Origin of the sequence: Enterobacter sp. EC_50 (assembly GCF_019584525.1) — a bacterium.
GTDB lineage: Bacteria > Pseudomonadota > Gammaproteobacteria > Enterobacterales > Enterobacteriaceae > Enterobacter > Enterobacter roggenkampii.
Genome location: NZ_VDAF01000001.1, coordinates 21,623 through 36,034 on the forward strand (window position 1 = coordinate 21,623; position 14,412 = coordinate 36,034).

Here is a 14,412-nt window from a genome sequence, read left to right on the forward strand (position 1 = left end):
ATGCCGATTATTTATTATGGTTATTATTCAAAAGTTCAAATTAGCGCAAAGGGAATGTCAAAGAGTATGATTTCAGGCGCGCTGCATCTCATCAGAGATCATTACCAGTGCGGGTTAAAAAGGCTGTTTAACCTTCGTTAAGACAACGAATGTTAGGTTGTATGGGATCCGCAGCCCGGCCATGGAGTGTCGGGACGTAGAGACCAAAATACAAATCTATCCATGCAAGCATTTACCGCCATTTTTTGGCGGTTTTTTTTGCGCATAACGTAGCGGTGTTGGCCGTGGGGTTATGGCGTCACCCGATAGTGCGACTGCACCAGACCCGAAGGGAAGCAGCGGCTGGAGACCAGCGTCAAATCGATATCCCCGGGAAGGGCGCCAAACAGCGATTTTCCCGAACCGAGCAGGACAGGAACGGTTGTGATCACCATATCGGCCACCAGTCCTTCTCGCAGGAACGACTGTATGACTTGCCCACCATCGAGATAGACGCGACGGGCGTTCTGCCTCGCCAGATCGTCGAGCACCTCCTTTGGCGTGCGGCCGGAAAACTGTACTTTCCCCCTCAGCGCGTCGGGTACGGGCGTGTCGGCCAGCTGTCGGGAGAGCACCAGCACGGGCCGGTCATAAGGCCATGTCTCAAAGGTCCGCACCTTCTCATAGCTCCCCCGGCCCATCACGATCCAGTCTTTGTCCGCGATGAACGCCGTGTAGCCATGATCCTCATTCGGGTCATCGCGCTGCAGCAGCCAGTCGATATCATCATTGTGTCGGGCGATGTAGCCATCAAGACTGGTTGCGATAAAAACGTGTGTGGTGACCATCAGGTTCTCCGTATTCCAGCGAAACCAAAAGACTGACGCCTCAGCGGGCAGTACCGGCATGAGAAAATTGTTTACGGTACTGGGCCGGGGAAATCGCGAACTGCTGGCGAAAATGATGACGCAGCGTTGATGCCTGACCAAACCCGGTCTGTTCCGCGATGCTGTCGATGCTTAAACGACTGCTTTCCAGATAATCTTTCGCCCACAGCAGGCGCTCATTGAGTAACCAGCGGGCAGGCGTCGTTCCCGTTGCCGCTTCGAAGCGACGCAGAAACGTGCGCTGACTCATACCGACACGACGCGCCAGCGAGTCGACGCTGTGCGGCTCGGTAAGATGCGTGTGCAGAAAATCAAACAGCTGACCGAGGCGCTGGCTTTCCCGCAGCTGCGCTACCGGGCGGCTCAGCTGTTGCGGCTGAGATCCATCCCGGTGAGGGGGAATGACAAGCCGCCTCGCCACGCTGTTGGCGGTTTCCATCCCGAAATCCCGACGCACGACGTGCAGACAGAGATCGATCCCCGCCGCACTGCCTGCGGAAGTCAGGATCTCGCCTTCGTCCTGGTAGAGCACATCCTCGACCACGTCGATGTCAGGGTAGCGGGCTTTAAGCGTCTCAATGTAGCGCCAGTGCGTCGTGGCTTTGCGTCCGTTGAGCAGACCGGAGGCGGCCAGCACAAACACGCCCGAGCAGATGGAGAGTAGCTGACAGCCCCGCGCGCTGGCCTGACGTAATGCGTTGCAGAGCGCGTCCGGGACCGGCGAGTCCATCCCCCGCCAGCCCGGTACCACGATCAGATCGGCAGACGCAAGCAGGGAGAGATCGCCATCGGTAATGATGCGGATCCCGCCTGTCGCCCGAAGCTCACCGTCATCAACGCTTGCCACGGCAAAACGATACCAGTCGTCACCCAGCTCGGGCCGCGGCAGGCCGAAGATTTCCACCGCCACCCCAAACTCAAAGGTACACAGACCGTCATACGCCAGCACCACCACCTTCGGGCGGGCAATCTGTCTTAACGTTGTCATCTTTTTGCTGTTTTCTGGCATAAGCGAGCGCATTCATGAGCTGAATTTGTGGATAGAGTAGTGTTAACACAAACGCCAAAGATGAGGAAGGATCATGAGCTATGTTACTGAATTTCCGGCTGCCGAACCGCAGGAAGCCGTTACCCATTTTCTGCGTCGCCTGAGCGTCGAAACCGACTGCGCCGATGTGCATCATGCCATCACGCATAATGAGCAGGACTTTGTTTTGCTGCACGTGGTGGGGAGCCCGGAGCAGTTTGCCCGTCGCCATGTGCCGGGCGCTCTGCATATGCCGTGGAGCCAGATGACCGCTGAGCGCATGGCCCAATGGCCTGAAGGGACGCTGTTTGTCGTCTACTGCGCAGGGCCGCACTGTAACGGCGCGGACAGAGCCGCGCTGAAGCTGGCGCGTCTCGGGCTGCCGGTCAAAATCATGCTCGGCGGCATCACCGGCTGGGAAGATGAACGCTACGCGTTTGCCAGCGAGGCGTCCGTCGCCGCGCTGTGATGATGAATTTTTTTCAACACCCGTGAAATTTTCTCGTTTGCCGGCACCGGTGAGGTATGACATTGTTTTTGGACATTTAGACATCCAGAAGTCCAAAGCTTCAAATAATGAATTATCACTGCGGGCAATTATCGCCGGCAGACTGAGGAGATTTCCATGCAACGACACCACGCCCCGTACCGCGCCGACGTAGTCGGCAGTTTTTTACGCCCGGATGCCATCAAGCAGGCTCGCCTGAAATTTGCCAGCGGTGAGATTGATGCCGGGCAGCTTCGCGCGGTGGAGGACGAGGCCATTCGCCACGTCGTCGAGCAGCAGTGTGCGTGCGGCCTGCATGTGGTGACCGACGGTGAGTTTCGCCGTGCCTGGTGGCACTTCGACTTCTTCGACGGTCTTCAGGGCGTTGAGCGTTACGATTCCCAGCAGGGCATCCAGTTTAACGGCGTGCAAACCAAAGCCCACGGCGTGCGCGTCACCGGCAAGCTGGGCTTTGGCGAGCACCCGATGCTGGACGATTTCCGCTATCTGAAAAGCATCAGCGGTAACGCCCAGCCAAAAATGACCATTCCGAGCCCAAGCGTGCTGCACTTCCGCGGCGGTCGCAAAGACATTGATGCGACCGTTTATCCGGACCTTGACGTCTATTTCGATGACCTGGCGACCACGTGGCGCGATGCCATCCGGGCCTTCTACGACGCGGGCTGCCGTTATCTGCAGCTGGATGATACCGTCTGGGCCTATCTCTGTTCGGACGACCAGCGCCGTCAGATCCGCGAGCGCGGCGACGACGCCGATGAGCTGGCGCGCATCTATGCCCGCGTGCTGAACAAGGCGCTGGAGGGCAAGCCGGACGATCTGACCATCGGACTGCACGTCTGTCGCGGCAATTTCCGTTCCACCTGGATTTCCGAAGGCGGCTACGAGCCGGTAGCGGAAGTGCTGTTCGGAACGGTCAACGTTGACGCCTTCTTCCTCGAATATGATAACGACCGCAGCGGGGATTTCGCGCCCCTGCGCTTTGTTCGCCCGGGCAAACAGCAGGTGGTGTTGGGTCTTATCACTACAAAAAACGGCGAGCTGGAGAATCCGGAGGGAATTAAAGCCCGTCTTGAGGAGGCGGCGAAATACGTGGCGAAAGAGCAGATTTGCCTTAGCCCGCAGTGTGGTTTTGCCTCGACCGAAGAGGGCAACAGCCTGAGCGAAGCCCAGCAGTGGGACAAAGTCCGGCTGGTCACGCAGATTGCCAGCGAAGTCTGGTAACCCCGTTATACGGCGCTGCATTATAAAAGTGCAGCGCTGTACCATTCTGAGTCGTTCTCTTTACATCCGGCGTTCCCCTCCCAGAAATAGCGCTTTCTCCATTCTGGCACTCTTTTTGCTCCTGCTTCGCTGACACTTTTTTTCCGCGTCCACGCCGTACCGGACGTTTTCGCACAGCGTTCTTTTTCAGGAGTGAAAATATGCAGCGTCGTACCTTATTAAAAGCTTTTGCGTTATCCGCGTCCGTCGTGGCGATGGGGATGAGTTTTGGCGCGCAGGCGGCCGATACCATCAAGGTGGGGATCATGCATTCGCTGTCCGGCACCATGGCCATCTCTGAAACCCCGCTGAAAGACGTCGCGCTGATGACCATCGATGAGATCAACGCCAAAGGCGGCGTGCTGGGCAAGAAACTGGAGCCGGTGGTGGTGGATCCGGCCTCAAACTGGCCGCTGTTTGCCGAGAAGGCCCGTCAGCTGCTGAGCCAGGATAAAGTGGCGGTGGTATTCGGCTGCTGGACGTCGGTGTCGCGCAAATCCGTACTGCCGGTTTTCGAGGAGCTGAACGGCCTGCTGTTCTATCCGGTGCAGTATGAGGGCGAGGAAATGTCGCCAAACGTCTTCTATACCGGCGCGGCGCCGAACCAGCAGGCCATCCCGGCGGTGGAATACCTGATGAGTGAAGACGGCGGCGCGGCGAAGCGCTTCTTCCTGCTGGGCACTGACTACGTCTATCCGCGCACCACCAACAAGATCCTGCGCGCGTTCCTGCATTCGAAAGGGGTGGAGGATAAGGATATTGAAGAGGTGTATACCCCGTTTGGCCATAGCGACTACCAGACCATCGTCGCCAACATCAAGAAATTCTCCGCGGGCGGCAAAACCGCCGTGGTGTCGACCATCAACGGCGACTCCAACGTGCCGTTCTACAAAGAGCTAGCTAACCAGGGGCTGAAGGCGACGGACGTGCCGGTGGTGGCGTTCTCCGTGGGGGAAGAAGAGCTGCGCGGGATCGACACCAAACCGCTGGTGGGTAACCTGGCAGCCTGGAACTACTTTGAGTCCGTGGATAACCCGACTAACCAGGCGTTTGTAGCGGATTACAAAGCCTATGCGAAGGCGCACAAGCTGCCGAACGCCGATACCGTCGTAACTAACGATCCGATGGAAGCCACCTACGTAGGTATTCACATGTGGGCGCAGGCGGTGGAAAAAGCGGGCACTACCGATGTGGACAAAGTGCGTGCGGCGATGGCCGGTCAGTCCTTTAAGGCGCCGTCAGGCTTTACGCTCACCATGGATGCCACCAACCACCATCTGCACAAGCCGGTCATGATCGGTGAAATCGAAGGCAACGGTCAGTTCAACGTGGTGTGGCAGACCGAACAGCCGGTACGCGCCCAGCCGTGGAGCCCGTTCATCGCCGGGAATGATAAAAAACCCGACCAGCCGATGAAAACCGCCAGCAACTAAGCCATCACCGCAGGGAGAAACGTCATGAACGCCATGCGCCTGTTCATCGCTCTTGTATGGCTTTCCGGACTGCTGCCAGGGATGGTGCAGGCATCGGATGCCGATCGTTTTGTTGCCGCCAGCCGCAGCCAGCAGGCGGATTTGTTGACGCAGTGGGCCGCTGCACCGGATGCGTCAAGACTGCCGCTCCTTGAGGCGCTACAAAAGGAAAATCTCTACGTCGATACGCAAAAGCACGCCTTTGCACAACGCGATGGCAACGTCATCCCGCTAGGGGACAGTCAGACGGCAGAGGGCCCAACCAAAGCCGTGCGCCTGACGAACCGGCTGCGCGTGCTGGCAGCAACCGCTATCGCCACGCATCAGCTGGTGAGTGACAGTGTCACCGAAAGGCGGGCGGCGGCGCGTCAGCTGCAGCGCGATGCCCAGCCCGGGATGCTCGCTTTTCTGGAAAAGCGTGTGAACGATGAGACGGACGCCGTGGCGCGTCAGGCGCTGCTGCTGGCGGTCGCGAATCTCCAGCTGGCCAGCCCGCAGCCGGAAGTGCGCCGCAAGGCCGTCGAATTGTTAGGCCAGTCAGACGATCCGGACGTGCAGTCCAGGCTTACCCCGTTTACCCTGCCACAGACGGAGCCGGATAGCGCGGTGCGCGCGGCCGCAGAAGAGAGTCTTAGCCAGATCCAACACCGCCTGATGTGGGGCGACCTGCTGGGCCAGGCGTTTATGGGGCTGTCCCTTGGGTCGGTGCTGCTGCTGGCCGCGCTGGGGCTGGCTATCACCTACGGCCTGCTGGGCGTGATTAACATGGCCCACGGCGAGATGCTGATGCTGGGGGCATATGCGACCTGGATGGTGCAGCAGGCGATGGCCGGGCTTGCGCCCCAGTGGCTGGCGCTCTATCCCGTTATCGCCTTGCCGGTCGCGTTCTGCCTGACGGCGGGCATTGGAATGGTGCTGGAGCGCACGGTGATCCGTCATCTGTACGGTCGTCCGCTGGAAACGCTGCTGGCGACGTGGGGCATCAGCCTGATGCTTATCCAGCTGGTGCGCATGACCTTTGGTGCCCAGAACCTGGAGGTGGCGAACCCGGCATGGCTCTCCGGCGGGGTGCAGGTTTTTGCCAACCTGACGCTGCCGTGGAACCGCATCGTGGTGCTGGGCTTCGTGCTGCTGGTGCTGTTCTTTACCTGGCTCATTCTGAATAAAACCCGTCTGGGGCTTAACGTGCGGGCGGTGACGCAAAACCGCAGCATGGCCGCCTGCTGCGGGGTACCAACAGGGCGCGTCGATATGCTGGCGTTCGGGCTTGGCTCCGGGATTGCGGGGTTAGGCGGCGTGGCGCTATCGCAGCTCGGTAACGTCGGGCCGGAGCTGGGCCAGGGCTATATCATCGACTCCTTCCTTGTGGTGGTGCTCGGAGGCGTAGGCCAGCTGGCAGGCAGCGTGGCCGCGGCGTTTGGTCTGGGGATCTTTAATAAAATCCTTGAACCACAGATGGGGGCGGTGCTGGGCAAGATCGTGATTCTGGTGGCGATCGTGCTGTTTATTCAGAAACGCCCGCAGGGGTTGTTTGCGCTGAAAGGGAGGGTGATTGACTGATGAGCCAGCCGCTGACCTTAACGCTGGCGCGCAAAGCGCCACGCACCACGCAGATAACGGGCAGCCTGCTGGTGGTGTGTTTGCTGATACTGCCGTTTTTCGCCTTACTGCCTGCGACGCATCCGCTGGCGTTGTCGACCTGGATGCTGACGCTGATTGGCAAAATCCTCTGCTATGCCATCGTGGCGGTGGCGCTGGATCTGGTGTGGGGCTATGCCGGCATGCTGTCCCTTGGGCACGGCCTCTTCTTCGCCCTGGGCGGCTATGCGATGGGCATGTACCTGATGCGCCAGGCGTCAGGTGACGGTCTGCCCGCGTTCATGTCGTTTCTCTCCTGGAGCGAGCTGCCCTGGTTCTGGTGGGGCACCCAGCACTTTGCCTGGGCGCTGGTGCTGATTGTGCTGGTGCCGGGCCTGCTGGCGCTGGTGTTTGGCTGGTTTGCCTTCCGCTCGAAGATCAAAGGGGTCTATTTCTCGATTATGACCCAGGCGCTGACCTATGCCGGGATGCTGCTGTTCTTTCGCAACGAAACCGGGTTTGGCGGCAATAACGGCTTTACCGGTTTTACCACGCTGCTCGGGTTTTCGGTAACGGAAACGACCACCCGCATCGCGCTGTTCCTGGCGACCGTGCTGTTGCTGCTTCTGGCCCTGGGCACCGGGTTTGCGCTGGCGAAAAGCAAGTTTGGCCGCATCCTGACCGCCGTGCGCGACGCCGAAAACCGCCTGACCTTTTGCGGCTACGATCCGCGCGGGTTCAAGCTGCTGGTGTGGACGCTTTCTGCCGTGCTGTGCGGTCTGGCGGGGGCGCTGTACGTGCCGCAGGTCGGCATTATTAACCCCGGTGAAATGTCGCCGACGAACTCGATAGAAGCGGCCATCTGGGTGGCGCTGGGCGGGCGCGGCACGCTGGTGGGGCCGGTGATTGGCGCGGCGCTGGTGAACGGGGCGAAAAGTTTCTTCACCGTCGCGATGCCGGAGTACTGGCAGCTGTTTCTGGGGCTGATTTTTATCGCCGTCACGCTGTTCTTGCCGCGCGGCGTCTACGGTCTGTTGCGTAAGGGAGAGAAATAATGCAGCCAACGGAAGGATTATTTACCCGCCAGCTGCCCGGCGATCGCTACCGGGACCAGACTGACCCGGTGCTTCAGCTTGAATCCATTAACGTCAATTTTGATGGTTTTCAGGCCCTGACCGATCTCTCGCTGAATATCGGCGTGGGCGAGCTGCGCTGCGTGATTGGCCCCAACGGTGCGGGTAAAACCACGCTGATGGACGTCATCACCGGCAAAACGCGGCCAAAGAGCGGCAGGGCGATTTACGATCAGTCCATCGACCTGACCGCGCTGGAGCCTGCGGCCATCGCCCGCCAGGGCATCGGGCGTAAATTCCAGAAGCCCACGGTTTTTGAAGCGCTGACGGTGTGGGAAAACCTGGAGATCGCCATGAAAACGGATAAATCCGTCTGGGCGAGCCTGCGGGCAAAACTCAATGGGGAGCAGCGTGACCGGATCGACGAGATGCTGGTTTTGCTGCGCCTTAGCGCGGAGCGCGACCGACGGGCCGGGCTGCTTTCCCACGGGCAGAAACAGTTCCTGGAGATCGGCATGCTGCTGGTGCAGGACCCGCATCTGCTGCTGCTGGATGAACCCGCCGCCGGAATGACCGACGCGGAAACGGAATACACCGCAGAGCTGTTCAAAACGCTGGCGGGCAAACACTCCCTGATGGTGGTGGAGCACGATATGGGCTTTGTTGAAACGATTGCCGACCACGTGACGGTGCTGCATCAGGGGCGGGTGCTCGCGGAAGGGTCGCTTCGCGAAGTTCAGGCCAACGAGCAGGTGATTGAGGTCTATCTGGGACGTTAAGGAGAGGGAATGCTACAGGTCAACGAACTGAATCAGTATTACGGCGGCAGCCATATCCTGCGCGGCGTGAGCTTTGAGGCCATCACCGGCGAAGTCACCTGTCTGCTGGGGCGCAACGGCGTGGGGAAAACCACGCTGCTGAAGTGTCTGATGGGGCTGATCCCGGCGAAAACCGGGGAGGTCATCTGGCAGGGGAAAACGATTACCCACAGCAAACCGCACCAGCGGGTGCAGTCTGGCGTGGCGTATGTCCCGCAGGGACGCGAGATTTTTCCGCGCCTGACCGTGGAGGAGAATCTCCTGCTGGGGCTATCGCGGTTTTCCGCCCGCGAGGCGAAGCAGGTGCCGGAGGAGATCTGGCAGCTGTTCCCGGTGCTCAAAGAGATGAAGCACCGTCGCGGGGGCGATCTCTCGGGTGGTCAGCAGCAGCAGCTGGCGATTGGTCGCGCGCTGGCGAGTCGTCCGCGGCTGCTTATCCTGGATGAACCGACCGAAGGCATACAGCCTTCCGTTATTAAAGAGATCGGCCACGTGATCCGCACCCTGGCAAACAGAGGCGACATGGCGATCCTGCTTGTTGAGCAGTTTTACGACTTTGCCGCCGAGCTGGCCGACAGCTATTTGCTGATGTCCCGCGGCACCATTATTCAGCGCGGGCGGGGTGAAAATATGGAGCAGGAGGGGGTGCGCGGCCTGGTTGCGATCTGAAATGTTATAATATAACATCCCCATTCTTATAAAACGGAATGAGGGCGTTACTTTGGCTGCACATATTGGAAAATTTGCCATGACTCTGGGGGCGCTGCTGGTCAGCGGCCAGCTGTTTGCTCACTCGCACGGCCATCAGATGACCGAAGCGGAACAGAAGGCGGCGAACGGCGTGTTTGAGGATAAAGACGTTAAGGACAGAGCGCTGTCTGACTGGGACGGGACCTGGCAGTCGGTCTATCCGTTCCTGCTCGATGGTTCGCTGGATCCGGTCTTTAAGCAGAAAGCGCAGAAGGATAAAAGCAAAACCTTTGACGAGGTGAAAGCCTACTACCGCACGGGATATGCCACGGACGTGGATGCCATCGGCATTGAAAATAACGTGATGGAATTCCACAGAGGCAAGGCGGTCAGCAGCTGTCAGTATGACTACAGCGGCTACAAAATTCTGACCTACGCATCGGGCAAGAAAGGCGTGCGCTATCTCTTTGAGTGCAAGGATGCCGGCAGCAAGGCGCCGAAGTTCGTGCAGTTCAGCGACCATACCATCGGACCGAAGGCCTCTTCGCACTTCCATATTTTCATGGGCAATACCTCCCACGAGGCGCTGCTGAAAGAGATGGATAACTGGCCGACCTATTATCCGAACGAGATGTATAAAGAGCAGGTGGTGGAGGAGATGTTGCACCACTGATGCTTTATTGCCGGGTGGCGGCTTCGCCTTGCCCGGCCTACATTTGCTACGCCGCTTTGGGTGACTCGCACCATGCCTTCACGCTCATCCCGCGCAAAATCATCAGCCACGCCACAATAATCGCGGCCATCATAATCACAAACAGCGACCAGTGCGGCAGGTTGGTCAGGATGATACCGGTGATCATCGGGTTTGCCGCCGCGCCGAGCCAGCCCAGCGCCTGCGCGGAGAAATAGCTCGCCTTCATTCCCGGTGGCGCAATGTTGTCAATCAGCATGTATTCACCCGGGGCATAGATAATCTCACCCAGCGTAAAGATGGCGGCAGCGATGCCCCAGTAAACCAGGTTTTCCCCGGAGAGCATAAAGCCGCCCAGCCCCACGATAAAAAACAGGGTGGCGAGGGACATCAGCGGGCGGATATTGCTGGCTGAGATCTTACGGCCCAGCGCATATTGCAGCGTTACCACCACGGCAGCGTTAACGGGCAGCACCACGGCGACCACCTTTTCGGCGAAATCGCTGTCCGCATGTGCAGCGAGAACGTATTGCGAAATACAGCTCGCGAACGACCCGCCCACGTACGACGCCAGCAGGCCAGAGAGCGTGTACCAGAACAGCGCGCGATCTTTCAGCAAGACCGACGGCTGCCACGGCGTCTTCTCCTCGGCGGTATCTAACGCCACGCTTTTCTGCACAAAGAAGTGGATAAAGCCCAGCGGCAGGGCGGCACAGAAGGCTGCCAGCCAGAACGGCAGCTGCAGGCTGTACATCACCAGCAAGGTGCCAATCGGCGGGCCGACCGTCCAGCCAATGTTCAGGAAGCTGTAGTTCAGCGAGAAGACCCGCGCCTTCTGGCTGGAGGTCAGTACGTCGGAGAACCAGGCTTTCAGCACCGTCGAAAAGACGGAGTAGGCGCAGTTGATCAGCGCAAAAAACAGCACCACCAGCGTGACGTTATTGACCAGCGGGATCGCCACAAATCCGGCGATAAACGCCACAATCGCGATCAGCATGTAGCGTTTTTTATCAAACTTATCGGCCAGAATGCCAAATCCCAGGCTGAATACCACGCCAATGGTCAGCGCCACGGTCAGGGCATAACCAATATTCTCGACGCTCATGCTGTAGACGCGCGTGAGATAGATGGTCATAAACGGCAGCGTTGCCCCTCTACCGATGGTTAATAACAATGACGATGCCAGCAGCGCTGCGGTTGAGCGCCTGAGAGATGGTTTCATATTCCTGCCCGACAGTTGCTTATGCTTTTATTCGATGTGTGTTAACAGGATTACCATGACATAAGGGGCTTGTATAGCACCCGATTTATCCCTAAGTGCTTCAGCTGCCTGCCAGAAATAATGATCTTCTCGTGACGCACTTTTTTCTGTTACCTTGAAGTGTTAACAAATTATTAATAATTCAGGGGCGGGATATGACGCGGAAAGACGGGCTGCTGGCACTGCTGGTGGTCGTAGTATGGGGGCTCAATTTTGTGGTCATTAAGCTGGGGCTGCACAACATGCCGCCGCTGATGCTGGCCGGCTTACGTTTTATGCTGGTCGCTTTCCCGGCCATCTTCTTTGTGGCGCGTCCAAAGATCCCCTTTAAACTGCTGCTGGGCTACGGTCTGACCATCAGCTTTGGCCAGTTCGCGTTTCTCTTTTGCGCCATCAAGTTCGGTATGCCGGCCGGTCTGGCCTCGCTGGTGTTACAGGCGCAGGCGTTCTTTACCATTATTCTCGGGGCGTTTGTGTTTGGCGAGCGCCTGCAGGGCAAACAGCTGGCGGGGATCACGCTGGCGGTGTTTGGCGTGCTGGTGCTGATCGAGGCCAGCCTGAATGGTCAGCACGTGGCGCTGCTCGGGTTTATGCTGACGCTGGCGGCGGGGCTGAGCTGGGCCTGCGGGAATATCTTCAACAAGCTGATCATGCAGCACGAGGCGCGCCCGGCGGTGATGTCGCTGGTGGTGTGGAGCGCACTGATCCCGGTTATCCCGTTTCTGCTGGCGTCGAGTATTCTGGACGGTCCGGCGGTGATGCTGAACAGTCTGGTCGACATCGATATGACCACGATCCTGTCTCTCGTCTATCTGGCCTTTGTCGCCACCATTGTGGGCTACGGGATCTGGGGATCGCTGCTGGGGCGTTATGAGACCTGGCGCGTTGCGCCGTTATCTCTGCTGGTGCCGGTGGTAGGGCTTGCCAGTGCGGCGATATTGCTGGATGAAACGCTAAGCGCGCTGCAGCTGTTCGGTGCCGTGCTGATCATGGCCGGGCTGTACATTAACGTGTTTGGTCTGCGGGTTCGTCGGACGACGCGGGTAAGCGAAAAGGCATAAAAAAGCCCCGCGTCTGCGGGGCAAAAACGAATCAGAAGCCGTGCTGATTATAATAAGGCACGCCTAATTCGTCGGATTTGTCGCTACCAGCACCCATATGGTTGAAATCATAGGGCGACTGGTCATGTGCGGACGGCAAAATCATCGTATCAGGATTATTTTGCTGCGTTGCACGAGGGGTTTGCTCCGCGAAGGTCTGGCTGGAGAACAGCACCAGCAAGGCGAGGGCGGCGGAGGCGATAACTTTCATGATTTCCTCGGTTACGTCTGTGACAGGCGATGATTAACTACAGTGTTTTAACGGATACAGGTATCGGGATTCGCCCGGCACGCTGGTGATTCGGTACTTATGAGGCGGCACGTCAAAATAGTTCTTGAACGTACGCGTCAGGGTTTGCTGCGATTCAAATCCGTAACGCTCCGCCAGATAAAGGATCGGCTCATTGCTTTCTTTCAGTTTCTGGGCAATCTCCGTCAGCTTGCGGTTGCGAATATATTGACCTAATGAATGGCCGGTCTCTTTTTTGAACATCCGTTGCAGGTGCCATTTGGAGTAACCCGAACGCTCTGACACTTTTTCAAGGGAGAGCGGCGATTCCAGGTTATCCTCGATCCAGTCCAAAATGCTATGAATGGTGATAGCGTCAGTATTGCGTCTGGACATCGTCATACCTCTTTTTTCTGTTTACGGCAGGATTTTCTTCAGCAAAAGCTCAAGGGTTGCCACTTCATCTGCCGTTAAGTTTTTTGTTAGTTCCTGATGCAGTGTTTGTCCTACTAATTGATGACATTGCTCGCACATGGCCGCGCCATCGCTGGTCAGCTTCACCAGTACGCCGCGTTTGTCATTCGGGTTAGGGCTTCGTTCTATCCATCCTTTGCAGACGAGACGATCGAGCATGCGGGTTAACGCACCCAGATCGACAGAGAGCACCTTTTTCAGCTCAACCGGCGTGATACACACTTCGCAGCGAATGGAACACAGCACTTTGAACTGTGTTGCGGTGATATCCAGCGGTGACAGATAGTCATTGAGCAGGCGATCTTTTTTCTGATTGACCATATGAATAAGACGACCCAGCGGAACAACGTCGTTAAAGATATCACTGGTGCTTTTCACAATGGTTGCCCTGGCAAGTAATTAGTCACGGCAGATATTATTGCTCAGGCAAGTATAAGTCAACTGAATGAATCAGCCGATGCCACGAATTGCTAAAACGTTTCATGAACTTTTTTTAAGGTGTTTCAAATCATAGGGATAACTTCCTGTTATCTTTTCAGAAGGAAAATAATCGTTACGTTGCGCCCATGGCTGAATGTCACACTTTCCCCCTATAATTGCTGTGTTAAATATGGATAAGGACGACAACGCACTATGTTGGATTTGATTAAAGCAATCAGCCTTGGGCTGGTGGTCTTGCTGCCGTTGGCTAACCCGTTAACGACGGTGGCGCTTTTCCTCGGGCTGGCAGGGAATATGAACAGCGCCGAGCGCAATCATCAGTCGATGATGGCCTCGGTGTATGTGTTTGCCATCATGATGGTGGCTTACTACGCCGGGCAACTGGTGATGAATACCTTCGGGATTTCCATCCCCGGCCTGCGTATCGCCGGGGGGCTGATCGTGGCCTTTATCGGTTTCCGCATGTTGTTCCCGGCGCAAAAAGCGCATGAGTCGCCGGAAGCGACCAGCAAATCGGAAGAACTGGAAACCGAACCGAGCGCGAATATCGCCTTCGTGCCGATTGCCATGCCGAGCACGGCGGGGCCAGGGACCATCGCGATGATCATCAGCTCCGCGTCGACGGTGCGTGACAGCGCAACCTTCCCGGACTGGGTGCTGACGGTGGCACCGCCGCTGATTTTTGCGATTATCGGGATTATCGTGTGGGCATCGCTGCGCAGCTCCGGCGCCATCATGCGCTGGGTAGGCAAGGGCGGTATCGAGGCGATTTCCCGTCTGATGGGCTTCTTACTGGTCTGTATGGGCGTGCAGTTTATTATTAACGGCGTGCTGGAGATTATTAAGACTTACCATTAAGTTCATTGCCGGGTGGCGGCTTCGCCTTACCCGGCCTACGAAATCCGTCTTTTTGTAGGCCGGGTA

16 protein-coding genes are annotated in these 14,412 nt (G+C 57.6%); 10 read left to right on the forward strand and 6 right to left on the reverse strand.

Translation table 11 applies throughout. From position 1 onward, the window contains the following. Positions 1 to 290 precede the first annotated feature (290 nt). Together FHC48_RS00105 and ftrA are read right to left on the reverse strand one after the other, a co-directional pair. Complete coding sequence (locus FHC48_RS00105) at positions 291 to 827, reverse strand: dihydrofolate reductase family protein (protein WP_059364285.1); 537 nt, start codon at positions 825 to 827, stop codon at positions 291 to 293. Between the two features lie 40 nt (positions 828 to 867). Next, positions 868 to 1,875 carry a transcriptional regulator FtrA gene (gene ftrA / locus FHC48_RS00110; protein ID WP_220420480.1) on the reverse strand — a complete coding sequence of 336 codons (1,008 nt, stop codon included), beginning with the start codon at positions 1,873 to 1,875 and terminating at the stop codon, positions 868 to 870. 73 nt (positions 1,876 to 1,948) lie between these two features. Here ftrA and FHC48_RS00115 point away from each other — a divergent pair, with 73 nt between their 5' ends. The 8 genes from FHC48_RS00115 to zinT all read left to right on the forward strand — a co-directional run bounded on the left by FHC48_RS00115 (position 1,949) and on the right by zinT (position 9,965). Beyond that, positions 1,949 to 2,362 (forward strand): rhodanese-like domain-containing protein, encoded by a 414-nt coding sequence (locus FHC48_RS00115; protein WP_008502248.1) that lies wholly within the window; start codon positions 1,949 to 1,951, stop codon positions 2,360 to 2,362. Positions 2,363 to 2,518: 156 nt separating this feature from the next. After that, positions 2,519 to 3,622, forward strand: coding sequence for a cobalamin-independent methionine synthase II family protein (locus FHC48_RS00120; protein ID WP_023327455.1), 1,104 nt, complete (start codon positions 2,519 to 2,521; stop codon positions 3,620 to 3,622). Between the two features lie 200 nt (positions 3,623 to 3,822). Beyond that, complete coding sequence (gene urtA / locus FHC48_RS00125) at positions 3,823 to 5,094, forward strand: urea ABC transporter substrate-binding protein (RefSeq protein WP_008502246.1); 1,272 nt, start codon at positions 3,823 to 3,825, stop codon at positions 5,092 to 5,094. Positions 5,095 to 5,118: 24 nt separating this feature from the next. Continuing rightward, on the forward strand, positions 5,119 to 6,693 hold the full coding sequence (gene urtB, locus FHC48_RS00130) for an urea ABC transporter permease subunit UrtB (RefSeq protein WP_059364014.1): 1,575 nt from the start codon (positions 5,119 to 5,121) through the stop codon (positions 6,691 to 6,693). Continuing rightward, the gene (gene urtC, locus FHC48_RS00135; protein ID WP_059364015.1) at positions 6,693 to 7,766 is read left to right on the forward strand and encodes an urea ABC transporter permease subunit UrtC; all 1,074 of its coding nucleotides are present in this window, start codon (positions 6,693 to 6,695) and stop codon (positions 7,764 to 7,766) included. The genes urtB and urtC overlap by 1 nt, the downstream gene beginning before the upstream one ends. Next, positions 7,766 to 8,563: an urea ABC transporter ATP-binding protein UrtD gene (gene urtD / locus FHC48_RS00140; protein WP_008502243.1), complete on the forward strand. Its 798-nt coding sequence runs from the start codon at positions 7,766 to 7,768 to the stop codon at positions 8,561 to 8,563. The genes urtC and urtD overlap by 1 nt, the downstream gene beginning before the upstream one ends. A 9-nt stretch (positions 8,564 to 8,572) precedes the next feature. Then, entirely contained in the window at positions 8,573 to 9,271 is a 699-nt protein-coding gene (gene urtE / locus FHC48_RS00145; RefSeq protein ID WP_008502242.1) for an urea ABC transporter ATP-binding subunit UrtE, read from the forward strand. Positions 9,272 to 9,323: 52 nt separating this feature from the next. Continuing rightward, positions 9,324 to 9,965: a metal-binding protein ZinT gene (zinT, locus tag FHC48_RS00150; protein WP_023617552.1), complete on the forward strand. Its 642-nt coding sequence runs from the start codon at positions 9,324 to 9,326 to the stop codon at positions 9,963 to 9,965. 46 nt (positions 9,966 to 10,011) lie between these two features. Here the strand turns inward: zinT and ydeE are convergent, their stop codons facing one another. Next, positions 10,012 to 11,205, reverse strand: coding sequence for an efflux MFS transporter YdeE (ydeE, locus tag FHC48_RS00155; RefSeq protein WP_023292430.1), 1,194 nt, complete (start codon positions 11,203 to 11,205; stop codon positions 10,012 to 10,014). 194 nt (positions 11,206 to 11,399) lie between these two features. On the opposite strand from ydeE, the gene eamA reads away from it, so the two are divergent. Further along, a complete protein-coding gene (eamA, locus tag FHC48_RS00160; protein WP_023327461.1) occupies positions 11,400 to 12,305 on the forward strand; it encodes an O-acetylserine/cysteine exporter in 906 nt (301 codons plus the stop codon). A gap of 31 nt (positions 12,306 to 12,336) precedes the next feature. Here eamA and marB read toward each other — a convergent pair whose 3' ends face one another. From marB to marR, 3 genes are read right to left on the reverse strand one after another with little or no spacing between them, the layout of a single operon-like run. Beyond that, entirely contained in the window at positions 12,337 to 12,555 is a 219-nt protein-coding gene (gene marB / locus FHC48_RS00165; protein WP_008502238.1) for a multiple antibiotic resistance protein MarB, read from the reverse strand. Between the two features lie 33 nt (positions 12,556 to 12,588). Next, entirely contained in the window at positions 12,589 to 12,969 is a 381-nt protein-coding gene (gene marA, locus FHC48_RS00170) for an MDR efflux pump AcrAB transcriptional activator MarA (protein ID WP_072253890.1), read from the reverse strand. Positions 12,970 to 12,990: 21 nt separating this feature from the next. Beyond that, complete coding sequence (gene marR / locus FHC48_RS00175; protein WP_008502236.1) at positions 12,991 to 13,425, reverse strand: multiple antibiotic resistance transcriptional regulator MarR; 435 nt, start codon at positions 13,423 to 13,425, stop codon at positions 12,991 to 12,993. A gap of 255 nt (positions 13,426 to 13,680) precedes the next feature. On the opposite strand from marR, the gene FHC48_RS00180 reads away from it, so the two are divergent. Further along, on the forward strand, positions 13,681 to 14,346 hold the full coding sequence (locus tag FHC48_RS00180; protein ID WP_008502235.1) for a MarC family NAAT transporter: 666 nt from the start codon (positions 13,681 to 13,683) through the stop codon (positions 14,344 to 14,346). Positions 14,347 to 14,412 lie beyond the last annotated feature (66 nt).

Coding starts and splice junctions, on each gene's coding strand:
- eamA (WP_023327461.1), top strand. CDS start 11,400: ATGACGCGGAAAGACGGGCTGCTGGCACTGCTGGTGGTCGTAGTATGG.
- FHC48_RS00115 (WP_008502248.1), top strand. CDS start 1,949: ATGAGCTATGTTACTGAATTTCCGGCTGCCGAACCGCAGGAAGCCGTT.
- urtB (WP_059364014.1), top strand. CDS start 5,119: ATGAACGCCATGCGCCTGTTCATCGCTCTTGTATGGCTTTCCGGACTG.
- FHC48_RS00105 (WP_059364285.1), bottom strand. CDS start 827: ATGGTCACCACACACGTTTTTATCGCAACCAGTCTTGATGGCTACATC.
- FHC48_RS00180 (WP_008502235.1), top strand. CDS start 13,681: ATGTTGGATTTGATTAAAGCAATCAGCCTTGGGCTGGTGGTCTTGCTG.
- urtA (WP_008502246.1), top strand. CDS start 3,823: ATGCAGCGTCGTACCTTATTAAAAGCTTTTGCGTTATCCGCGTCCGTC.
- marA (WP_072253890.1), bottom strand. CDS start 12,969: ATGTCCAGACGCAATACTGACGCTATCACCATTCATAGCATTTTGGAC.
- urtC (WP_059364015.1), top strand. CDS start 6,693: ATGAGCCAGCCGCTGACCTTAACGCTGGCGCGCAAAGCGCCACGCACC.
- urtE (WP_008502242.1), top strand. CDS start 8,573: ATGCTACAGGTCAACGAACTGAATCAGTATTACGGCGGCAGCCATATC.
- FHC48_RS00120 (WP_023327455.1), top strand. CDS start 2,519: ATGCAACGACACCACGCCCCGTACCGCGCCGACGTAGTCGGCAGTTTT.
- ydeE (WP_023292430.1), bottom strand. CDS start 11,205: ATGAAACCATCTCTCAGGCGCTCAACCGCAGCGCTGCTGGCATCGTCA.
- ftrA (WP_220420480.1), bottom strand. CDS start 1,875: ATGCCAGAAAACAGCAAAAAGATGACAACGTTAAGACAGATTGCCCGC.
- urtD (WP_008502243.1), top strand. CDS start 7,766: ATGCAGCCAACGGAAGGATTATTTACCCGCCAGCTGCCCGGCGATCGC.
- marB (WP_008502238.1), bottom strand. CDS start 12,555: ATGAAAGTTATCGCCTCCGCCGCCCTCGCCTTGCTGGTGCTGTTCTCC.